The 10,396-nt window shown below is 57.6% G+C and carries 6 protein-coding genes and 3 pseudogenes; 7 read left to right on the top strand and 2 right to left on the bottom strand.

The genetic code is table 11. The features are described from left to right. Positions 1–1,264: pseudogene (locus NKJ01_RS35375) on the top strand (ISL3 family transposase); the annotation flags it as partial. Between the two features lie 966 nt (positions 1,265–2,230). On the opposite strand, the gene NKJ01_RS35365 reads toward NKJ01_RS35375, so the two are convergent. Beyond that, the gene (locus NKJ01_RS35365) at positions 2,231–3,022 is read right to left on the bottom strand and encodes a LuxR family transcriptional regulator (RefSeq protein WP_352735160.1); all 792 of its coding nucleotides are present in this window, start codon (positions 3,020–3,022) and stop codon (positions 2,231–2,233) included. A 922-nt stretch (positions 3,023–3,944) separates the two neighbouring features. Here NKJ01_RS35365 and ectB point away from each other — a divergent pair. From ectB to NKJ01_RS35350, 3 genes are all read left to right on the top strand, one after another. After that, complete coding sequence (gene ectB, locus NKJ01_RS35360; RefSeq protein WP_352735158.1) at positions 3,945–5,204, top strand: diaminobutyrate--2-oxoglutarate transaminase; 1,260 nt, start codon at positions 3,945–3,947, stop codon at positions 5,202–5,204. After that, positions 5,194–6,036 carry a 2OG-Fe(II)-dependent halogenase WelO5 family protein gene (locus tag NKJ01_RS35355; protein ID WP_352735157.1) on the top strand — a complete coding sequence of 281 codons (843 nt, stop codon included), beginning with the start codon at positions 5,194–5,196 and terminating at the stop codon, positions 6,034–6,036. Before ectB ends, NKJ01_RS35355 begins: the two co-directional genes overlap by 11 nt. Positions 6,037–6,209: 173 nt before the next feature. After that, a complete protein-coding gene (locus NKJ01_RS35350; protein ID WP_352735155.1) occupies positions 6,210–7,721 on the top strand; it encodes a M81 family metallopeptidase in 1,512 nt (503 codons plus the stop codon). Positions 7,722–8,362: 641 nt separating this feature from the next. Here NKJ01_RS35350 and NKJ01_RS35345 read toward each other — a convergent pair. After that, positions 8,363–8,748, bottom strand: a pseudogene (locus NKJ01_RS35345) (IS66 family transposase); the annotation flags it as partial. A gap of 215 nt (positions 8,749–8,963) precedes the next feature. Here NKJ01_RS35345 and NKJ01_RS35340 point away from each other — a divergent pair. The 3 genes and pseudogenes from NKJ01_RS35340 to NKJ01_RS35330 form a co-directional block, all read left to right on the top strand. After that, positions 8,964–9,254 carry a transposase gene (locus NKJ01_RS35340; protein ID WP_352690386.1) on the top strand — a complete coding sequence of 97 codons (291 nt, stop codon included), beginning with the start codon at positions 8,964–8,966 and terminating at the stop codon, positions 9,252–9,254. Further along, the gene (gene tnpB / locus NKJ01_RS35335; RefSeq protein WP_352735153.1) at positions 9,251–9,604 is read left to right on the top strand and encodes an IS66 family insertion sequence element accessory protein TnpB; all 354 of its coding nucleotides are present in this window, start codon (positions 9,251–9,253) and stop codon (positions 9,602–9,604) included. Before NKJ01_RS35340 ends, tnpB begins: the two co-directional genes overlap by 4 nt. 69 nt (positions 9,605–9,673) lie before the next feature. Beyond that, positions 9,674–10,396, top strand: a pseudogene (locus NKJ01_RS35330) (IS66 family transposase); the annotation flags it as partial.

The following is a 10,396-nucleotide window of genomic DNA, read 5'->3' as shown; positions in this document are numbered from 1 at the left end:
GACTGCGTTGTCGCCGAGCGATCCCGCCGGACCTCGCGATCGGAGTGTATCGTTCATCATCTTGGGCTGGCGCTCGGCGGCCGGCCGGCGGCCAGTTTTGCGAAGCGGCTGATGGTCCCGGTCAGTAATGACACGCTGCTGCGGGTGGTGCGGCGACGGGCCTGTTTGCAAACAGATCCTCTCAAAATTGTCGGCATTGATGATTGGGGCTTCCGTCACGGCCATCGCTACGGCACGATCGTCTGTGATCTGGAGCGGCGGCGGATCGTGACGCTGTTGCCTGATCGTGAGGTTGCCACCGTCGAGGCCTGGCTCGCCGACTATCCTCAGATCGAAACCGTCTCGCGCGACCCCGGCGGCGGTTACGGTGAAGCGACCGCGAAGGCGTGCCCGAAGCGGTTCAGGTCGCCGACCGCTGGCATCTCATGGAGAATGGCTTTCCTCGACGCCGTCCGCAAGTCGATGCGGACAATCCGAACTGCGATCGGCGCTACGACGATCAATCCCGACCTGCTCACGTACGCGGAGAAGCTGCAATACGAAGGCTATCTGCGGCGTGAAGAGACAAACGCGGCAATCATGAGACTTGCCAGCGAAGACATCCCCATCAAGGAGAGTGCGTCGCACCGGCCACAGCCGTAAGCTGGTCCGTCAAGTGGTCCGTGGCCAGCGGACCGATATCTTCCGCGTCCGCCAGAGTTCACTCGAAGCCTGGCTGCCCTTGCTGGAAGGGCAATGGAAATCTGGTTGCCACAATGCAAGCGAGCTTTGGCGACGGCTGAAGACAAAGGGCTTTCGGGGACGTCTGGGTGTCGTTAGCGAATGGGCAAGGCGACGACGACGCGGCGAACAGGCATCCGATCAGCAACTCCACAAGGTGCCGTCAGCCAGAACGATCGCACGGTTGATGACGACGGCGCGCGATCATCTGAACAAAACCGACACTGTGATGATCGCTGTCATCGAGGCGGGTGTGCCCATGCTGGTGGAAGCACGCAATTTGATCGCTGGTTTCCATTCCTTGATCCGCAAGCAAGTCGCCGATGAGCTCGAGCCGTGGATCGCCGACGCCAGCAAAAGCCTCATCGCGTCTTTCGCCAATGGCATCATTCGCGACCGCGCTGCCGTCCGCGCCGCGATCACCGAGCCATGGTCCAACGGGCAGACGGAAGGACAGATCACCAAGCTCAAGCTTGTAAAACGGCAGATGTACGGCCGCGGAAAGCTTGACCTCCTCCAAGCACGTTTGATCGGTGCTGCCTGAAAGAAAATATCATCGAGAGTGCGTCAGACCCCCCTTTTGCGCGAAAATACAGGGTCCCGATTCCACGGTCATTGACACAGTACGGAAATAGCCGAAGAAATCACCGCGAACTTTGTTGACAGTCCCGGTCTCAGGGAGCGCAAAGATGGCGTCCCCGGAGAATATGTCGGCGCGTCCCACTACAGGAAGGATGCAGCCACGTATTTCGCAGAGTCAGAAACTGCGCGACGTACGTCGACGCCCTTTTCGCCAATTTGGTTGATACCGTCCGAGCATTGTTCGACGCGTTGAAGCGCGAGCTTCACGACCAGGGCATTGAATTGAGACTGGCCCGCTCGGAGCAGGGTCAGGCCAACTGTCTGTCACAAGCCGACGGTCGCCGACCGAAAGTCGCAAGGTGTGGAGAACACGGGATATCCCTATTCGGCAGCTTATCTTGAAGACGTTCCTTATCGCGAGTTCCAGCTCAGGGCCGGGGATATCGCCCTGATCGACGGCGGTTTCGTTCACGGGGTCACGGATCAATCCGGCAACGGAAAGCGTCGCCTGGTGCTGAACAGCTTTTTCGGGTTTGCGGGGCCAGATCTAGTTCTCTGGTGGACTTGATGTTGGATGTCCTAGCGACCGATCGACCTCCGCTGACAGTGAAGGTGTCACATCCGCCGCAATGGGGCCCTTCAGTTACGGCCCTCGGGCTGATCCGAACCAACATTATCATGAAGCTCTTGGCGCTTCAGGTGCTGCCGGTCTCAGACTGGATCGGCAATTATCTGTCGAATCCTTGTCAAGCAGGGCAAAGACGGTTCGGCGGTGACAGAAATTTGTGACAGGGCAGAAGGACGCGATCCCAAACAGTTGTGAGTCAAACCGACGGCAAGTCGACCTATTCGGGCACTGCCTCCGCTACTTCAAAGGCAGTCGACGTCTAATAATTCCTTTCTTCGTTATAAAAACCATCGCTTGACTTTACAATTCAATAATTCTCAATTTTAGCGCTTTTATGGCTGCGGTTGTTCTGCTATTGGTATCCATTTTTCGCATTATGTTTTTTATGTGGAAGTTAACAGTATTTACAGATATTCCCACAATCTTAGCTATTTCCCACGACGATTTCCCTTTCGCCGTCCACAGGATGCACTCTTTTTCTCTTGAAGAAAGATTAGGTGCCTCCTCGATGTCACTTGAATTATCGAATTTTTCGACTCTCAAATGGAAATGCAACGCCGCGAGCTGCAAGTAGGTGATTGCTCTATTTTGGAGTTCACCGTCCCAGGCTTGAGCAAAGTTCATGATCGCAAAGCGACCGTCGGGGCCGTGCAACGGAACGCTAATGCCCGATCTTAAGCCGAACGTCGCCGCCTCGTCGAAAACACGCCGTTCGTCTTCAGTCGTGCTTTCGTCGTTATACAACTCGCTCCACCGAAATGCTTCTGCTCGCCTCCGACTCCTCTTGATGGTGGGGTCTATCCTGTCATAACCCATTTCGAAATAGCGCTGCTGCCATTCATGAGGATAATTCAGCATGACCGCCAGATCGCCTCGGCCCGCCTTTAAGCCTTTTTGGTCAGGTGCAAGAGAGCCATACGCGATCCACGGACAATCAAAATTCAGGGCAAAATCAGATAACAAGTCGAACAAATGCTCGGATCTTGCAACACCGTCGGTTTGGTCGAGAAATCGGCTAAACTCCATCGCAAATGCCTCCCTGGCAGCTTCAGGGAAATGCATCGCCGGGACCAAAGAAAACTGGTCGGACACTCTGGTTGAGATTCCTCGAAGTTGAGAGACAACAGTCATCCGCGGGCGTTCCATGGTCTCTGCTCCGTAGCCATTTGCGCTGGATGTTGTCACTGGCACCAAGGCTGCCGGCTGTAAGGCTAGAGCTTCGCGCGTCGTCCTCAGCAGGCCAGCATCGTCAAAGCTCTAACATACAATGCAATCGGCGTAGTTATTTTAATTTGAAGTTATTTTATGCTAGCGTTACACGAACGAAACATAGCTAAAACAAAGTCGCTATTGTGATATTCTGTCATCCTCCATCCGGTGAGGATATCAATTTTGAGCGTTTTACATACCGCATCATTTAGCCGGCGCGCAAATATCCCGCCGAGAGAATAGGCCGCCCTGGGAAAAGGTTGCTTTGAGGCCGGATTGACTGGTCACGGACTTGGCGTCGGGCCTCCGTCCTTGGTCACGCCGGTGCGGTAGTAGCGCCACCGATTCCGAAACAGTCGGGCGAGCGCATTGAGACGGGGCGCGGTCACTCTGGCGCGGCTGCATCGGGCGGGCGAACTGATCGGTCGAGCCTGCTCGCCGGCAATCGACGCGCTCGTGCGTCAACTACCAGATGCCGTAGTATCGACATCCGCGCGAACCCTTTAGAACTGAGCCCGTTCTACACGCACCGACCGCGAGGTATCGGCATGTGAACAGCGTGACGACTGCGATGGTGTTCAAATGCATCTGCACAGCAATGAGCTGCGCGCAAGTCTGTGTCCGTTTTGTCGCGGATTTTTGAGGAGCATGTCGGCGTTACAAACAGGTCTGAGGTTACCGACCTTCCAAAACTCCGCCCCGACTGTTCTGGTCTCCTCGGCGAAACGGTTCGACAGTCCGACGAGGCAACCGCGTTTAATCAATGTCTCGCTGAATGCGACGCCGACATACAGAGGACCATGAAATGAATACAGATGTTTTTGCAGCTCATGAGTCTAACGTTCGTCGCTACGGGCGGTCGTTTCCTGCAGTCTTTACGAGGGCCCTTGGGGCGACAATTTGGGACGAGGCCGGAAACTCATACATTGATTTCCTCGTAGGATCCGGCGCCCTCAATTATGGACATAACAGCCCGAATATTATTGAACCAGCAATTGAATACCTAGTTGGCGAGAACATTCTTCTATCCCTCGACATGTATACGGTGGCAAAGCGTGAATTCATTGAAACGTTTGTGGAGTTGATCCTGAAGCCGAGGGGGCTTTCCTACAAGATACAATTTCCTGGGCCGACCGGCACAAATGCTACCGAAGCGGCGTTGGCGCTGGCGCGAAAATATACTGGACGCTCGAGCGTCATGGCATTCACGAATGCGTTCCATGGCATGTCGCTTGGCTCTCTCGCGGTGTCGGGTTCGGCGTCAACTAGGGATCTGGGCGGCGTCGCTCGCCACGATGTGATCCGTGTCCCCTACGACGGATATCCGAACCAAGATTTCGATTCCGCGAGCTACATCGACTTCGTATTGGGCGACCAAGGCAGCGGCATTGAAAGGCCCGCTGCAATCATTCTAGAGACCATTCAGGCAGAAGGCGGCATGAACACTGCATCTGCTGCTTGGCTCACGGAAATTCAGCGCATTTGCCGCAAGCATGGTGTTGTTTTGATCGTCGACGACATCCAGGCGGGTGCCGGACGAACGGGCGAGTTCTTCTCATTCGAGTTCGCGGGTATTGATCCCGACATCGTATGCCTTTCAAAATCCTTAAGCGGATCAGGTAGTCCGTTCTCCATCGTTCTGATTCGCCCCGACCTGGACATTTGGAATCCCGGAGAACATAGCGGCACCTTCAGAGGCAACAATCTCGCCTTCGTGACTGCAGGGGCGATGTGCAAACTGTGGTCCGACACGCAGTTCACTGCGGGCGTCGAGCGGACAGCCGCCAAATTGCAAACACACCTGGATAGCCTCGTCGCGAAATTTCCCACGTGCATCGAACAAAAGCGCGGCCGCGGTCTGATGGCCGGTCTCAAATGCCGTTCACAGGCTGTTGTCGGCCGTGTGCACGATGTCGCGTTCGAAAATGGCCTGCTGATCGAATCTTCAGGACCAAATCGCGACGTCATCAAAGTCCTACCTCCGATAACCATCACCGACGACGAACTCGATCATGGCATCGCCATCCTAGATCACGCACTAAAGGAGCAAGCCAATGGGCACTAACCAAGCATCTCAAGCGCCTGCCATCTCGCCTCCTACGATCAGGGAACGAACCGGCTTAATCAGCACTGCGGAAATCGTCTCAGTCCTGAAAGGTGAGATCACCGCTCTGCACTTCAAGCAAGCTTTCAGTACGGAAATAGCCGAAGAAATCACCGCGAACTTTGTTGACAGTCCCGGTCTCAGGGAGCGCAAAGATGGCGTCCCCGGAGAATATGTCGGCGCATCCCACTACAGGAAGGATGCAGCCACGTATTTCGCAGAGTCAGAAACTGCGCGACCGTACGTCGACGCCCTTTTCGGCAATTTGGTTGATCCCGTCCGAGCATTGTTCGACGCGTTGAAGCGCGAGCTTCACGACCAGGGCATTGAATTGAGACTGGCCCACTCGAAGCAGGGTCAGGCCAATGTCTGTCGCGCTCTCAGTTGGTCTGGCACCGGTACGTTTTCCTTGGACCCCCACGACGATGTCGCTCAAGTCTTATGTGCTGGGAATGATTACGAGCTTTCTGCGGTGGCGCACAACACCGTCGCGGCGCTCAACTTCTACCCCAGCATGGCCGAGGAAGGTGGCAACCTGCGGCTCTGGAGTCACAAGCCGACGGTCGCCGACCGAAAGTCGCAAGGTGTGGAGACCACGGGATATCCCTATTCGGCAGCTTATCTTGAAGACGTTCCTTATCGCGAGTTCCAGCTCAGGGCCGGGGATATCGCCCTGATCGACGGCGGTTTCGTTCACGGGGTCACGGGTCAATCCGGCAACGGAAAGCGTCGCCTGGTGCTGAACAGCTTTTTCGGGTTTGCGGGGCCAGATTTAGTTCTCTGGTGGACTTGATGTTGGATGTCGTATCAACGGGCTGAGTTCCGTCGATAGTAAACATCTGCCATCCCTAGATTCTCAGCCAGTTGTGGCGACCTCTTTGCCCGATTGTCGCTCTATACCGGCAATTCGGCAAGCTCAGGCAGAGGTCTTGCTTCTAAAATGCCTGGGCGAAGGTGGAGGCGAAATTGACAAGACGAATTGCAGTCGGGCGGCTATTTCATGAATCTCACGCCTACGCACGCCCGACGATGTCGGAAAGCATCATGGTCCTGCGCGGAGATAAATTGATTCAGGACGCGAGGGGAAATGGCACAACGCTTGGCGGCATTGTAGACGCGTTGGTGGAGCGGAACGACGTTGAGCTCTTGCCGATCTCGGACTCGATGATCGCGCCGAGCGGCCTGATCAATCATGGCTTCTACCTTGACCAACGCCGTTTTTGGGAAGAGCAGGTCAATAGCTTGAGCCCTGATGCGCTCATCATCGATCTCCACGGAGCAATGGGAACAACGGAGCTTGACGACGTCGAAGGTGACTTCCTCGGCCATATGCGTACCATCGCAGGAGAGAACGTTGTGATTGGCGTCGGACTAGACCTCCACGCCAACATAACGCCAAGCATGTTGTCAGCCGCAGACATTTGCATCGCCTGCAAACATAATCCGCACGACGACTATCACGACACTGGCAAACGTGTTGTCGAATTGGTCTTCGAGGTGCTTGATGGCAGGCTGGACCCAGTTTACACGCTCGCCAAGGCGCGCATGATCGCGCCGGGCAAGCTGGAGACGCATCTGGGTCCACTAAAGCAACTGCACGCGCGCGCTCGGGCGTTGGAGCAGTCAACGCCGGCAATCGTCGATATCAGCCTTTACAACGCTTATCGTTTCGGCGACTTTACCGATATGGGCCAAGCAGCGGTCTTGCTGAGCAATAGACGCTATCCTCAATCAGAAGAACTCGTCTACGAGTTTGCCCAAGAATTTTGGGCGCGACGTGACGAATTCAATGATGACCTTCTAACCATTGAGGAGGCACTCGATGCGGTGGCAGAAAGGCCGGAGCGGTTACCCAAAGCCCTGGCCGACCTTGGGGACCGGACACTTGCTGGCGCACCCGGCGACAGTACTTTGATCCTTCAGGCGGCGATGAATTACAAGCCCATCCTCAAAGGCGCGATGACTGTGCACGATCCCGAAACCGTTGCACAGGCGCATACCGCCGGCGTGGGAGCCACCCTCGCGATGCGGCTCGGTGGCAAGTTGACCCCACAATATGAGCCGTTCGATGTCGACGGCGTCGTGAAGGTTATCAATCACGAAGACGTCAAGCTTATCGGCCCCAACTTTGGCGGCGAGTCAGCGGCGATGGGCGACACGGCTCTTATTGAAATCGACAATCGCTTACAGATTATCGCCACATCGAAACCTGGCTTCATCAGCGACCCCATTATATTCGAATTTCACGGGGTTCGCGTTAGAGAGCAGGACTTTGTAGTAGTCAAGTCTCAGTATCACTTCAATGCCAACTTCAACGGTTTTGCGACTTCTTTGTATATTGCTACCCCCGGACTCGCATTCTATTTACCGGGTGTTTTCAAGAAGAATCGGGCGCGCGCTTGGCCCGACGTCGACGTTAGCGCTGATCCGATTATTGCACCACGGGTGCTTGATCGAAAAGGACGTTCTCAACTCTAATCAAACCGCTCCACCTAACTACTGCGTCATAAATTTCGAGCCTGACGCGGACTGCCCATTGCCTTATGCAGCACGGACATCGTTGCAGACGGTTGGCCAGGGCCACAGTCAGGCGTCGCTGAGGGTTGGGATCGAGGTCGGGACGTGCCGCTCTGGTCGGATCGGGGGAATTGCGGTCGACAACCGTCGGGAAGACCAGGTATTTGGCTGCTTGGGCGCGAGTTGGAGTTGAGGGGGGAATCGTGTCCCTTAGAGAGACCAAGAAGCCATAGGCGGCGATACAGAGGCTGGCGCCGCTTGATCACCGCGCGATCTGATCACCGTCGATCTGCCGGGGCGGGCCTCGTCCAGCAGCGTCGACACGATCCTCGCATACGACGGTCCGCCGGATACTGCGGAGACCGCATGATTGGCACACGCGCGTGCGCGCGCGGGCACTATGATGACGTTGCGTGAAGGTCAGGCGGCCTGCTGATCGGCGGTTTTTTCGGCTTCGCGCAGGCGCTTCCAACGCTAAGGCAGTGTTCGTGCAGACGCGAGGCGGAAGATCGGCAATACGGGCTAGGACGTCGGCAAGCCAAGCTTTCAGGTTCGAAGTCGTTAACGCGAGCAGTGGTGATGAGGGTAAGCATGAGGGCGGCGCGGTCATTGCGCGTATAGGTCCATATACGCCCGGTCGCGCACTTGCCCTTCGCCAGGATACGGATGGTGGTGTCGTCGACATGAAGGCGCTCGGCCGCGAGCACATGGCGCTCGATCAGCTGGAAGAGCGGCATGACCGCGAAGGTTCCGTGGCGGACCTGATCGGCCAGCGTCGACAGCGGCAGGTCGATCCCCCCTCGGCCTTGTAGCGCATGCTCTGACGGAGCGGAGTGTGCATGCCGAACTTGTCGAATGGAATTGTCGCCAGCAATTGGGACCGATGAAGCCGCGCGGCGTAGCATGGAAACGGCGCCAGCGGCTGGGTGATCTTCTCGCAGTCGCGGCAAGTGAACTTTTCGCGCACCGTCTCAATCAGCTGTAAGCGCCACGCCGCTCCCCTCGTGCGGCGCATGAGGTGAATGTGCGAAGAATCCCCCCGATCGCGAGAGACGGAGGGCCTACGTGGGAGCAGACGCAATGGACGTCGATTTGGACGTCCCAACAGCTGGCTACGCAGGCCGGCTCGAGGTTCTGGAAGGTCCAACGGGACGGCGGGTTCGCTCGGAGGCCGAGAGAGCCCGGATTGCGGCCGAGAGCCTGATGCCGGGGGTGCAGGTGGCGGCGGTCGCGCGCAAGCATGGCGCGACCCGCTGGCAGGTCTACGATTGGCGGCGTCGCCTTCGTCAGGGACAACTGGCACTGCCGGAAAGCATGGCGCCGATGTTCGCGCAGTTGATGGTGGACGAAACATCGGTGCCTCAGCGGAGGATGAGGCCATCGAAATCGACGCCGGCGAAGGTGGAGATCGTGATCGACGACATGGTGATCCGAACGGCGGTTGACCTCGAACAGCTGTCGCAGGTGATCCGAGCGGTTCGGGCCTCGCGATGATTGCACCGGGCAACGATCTGAAGATCTACGTGGCGACCCGGCCGGTTGACTTCCGGCGCGGCATGGACGGATTGGCATTGGCTGTGCAGGAGATGCTAGGCCTCGACCCGTTCTGTGGGGCAGCCTTCGTGTTCCGGGCCAAAAGGGCTGACAGGATCAAGATTTTGATGTGGGATCGCACCGGCCTTGTACTGGTGCACAAGCGGCTCGAGGGCTCGAAGTTCGTCTGGCCGCAGGTTCGCGACGGCGTGATGCGCATGTCGCCGGCGATGTTCGCGGCCTTGTTCGAAGGGCTGGATTGGAGACTGGTTCGCCCCGAGCGGGCACGGCGTCCGCAGCTGGCCGGATGAGTGTGGCACAGTGACTCAGGTGCCTTGTCTCCAATGGCGTTATCGGCACTCATGTGCTTGATTTAGTGCATGAATCTGACGGTTCTCCAGGAAGAGAACGAGCGTTTGAAGGCGCTCTTGGCCCAGACGCAAGCGACCCTGGCCGAGCACCAGGCTGCCTTAGCTGCATCCGAGGAGGCGCGCCGCCGCCTGGAGAGCGTCGTCAGCCAGCTCAACCACGAGAAGTTCGGCGCCAAGTCCGAGAAGCTGCATCCCGATCAATACCACCTGCCGCTCGAAGACGTGGAGATCGCGCAGGGCGTGCTCGATGCCGCGCAGGAAAAGGCGCAGCGGGTCATCCAGGGTCGTTCGGACGGCTCGTCCGGTTCGCGCCAGCGCAATCGTGGTCACTTGCCTGCCCATCTGCCGCGAGTGGAGCGGATCATCGAGCCCAAGAGCACGCTGGTCCGTGCGGCTGCGGCGAGATGGCCAGGATCGGCGAGGATGTCAGCGAGCGGCTCGACGCAATCCCGGCGCAACTGCGCGTGCTGGTCACGCGCCGCCCGAAATACGCTTGCCGGCGCTGCTCGGGCGCCGTCGTGCAGGCGCATGCGCCCGAGCATATCGTGCCCGGCGGCCTGCCGACCGAGGCGCTGATCGCCCAGGTCATCGTCGCCAAGTTCGGTGATCATTTGCCGTTCTACCGGCAGGCCGAGATCTACGCCCGACAGGGCATCCAGCTGGACCGGGCGACACTGGGCAACTGGGCAGGCCGGGCCTGCTTCCATCTCAAGCCCATAGCCGACCACATGC

Origin of the sequence: Mesorhizobium sp. M0276 (assembly GCF_040321755.1) — a bacterium.
GTDB lineage: Bacteria > Pseudomonadota > Alphaproteobacteria > Rhizobiales > Rhizobiaceae > Mesorhizobium.
This window is presented reverse-complemented; position numbering and strand designations above follow the sequence as displayed.

What these genes read in the sequence shown, in the direction of transcription:
- ectB (WP_352735158.1), top strand. Translation starts at nt 3,945, where the DNA reads ATGAATACAGATGTTTTTGCAGCTCATGAGTCTAACGTTCGTCGCTAC.
- tnpB (WP_352735153.1), top strand. Translation starts at nt 9,251, where the DNA reads ATGATTGCACCGGGCAACGATCTGAAGATCTACGTGGCGACCCGGCCG.
- NKJ01_RS35355 (WP_352735157.1), top strand. Translation starts at nt 5,194, where the DNA reads ATGGGCACTAACCAAGCATCTCAAGCGCCTGCCATCTCGCCTCCTACG.
- NKJ01_RS35340 (WP_352690386.1), top strand. Translation starts at nt 8,964, where the DNA reads ATGCCGGGGGTGCAGGTGGCGGCGGTCGCGCGCAAGCATGGCGCGACC.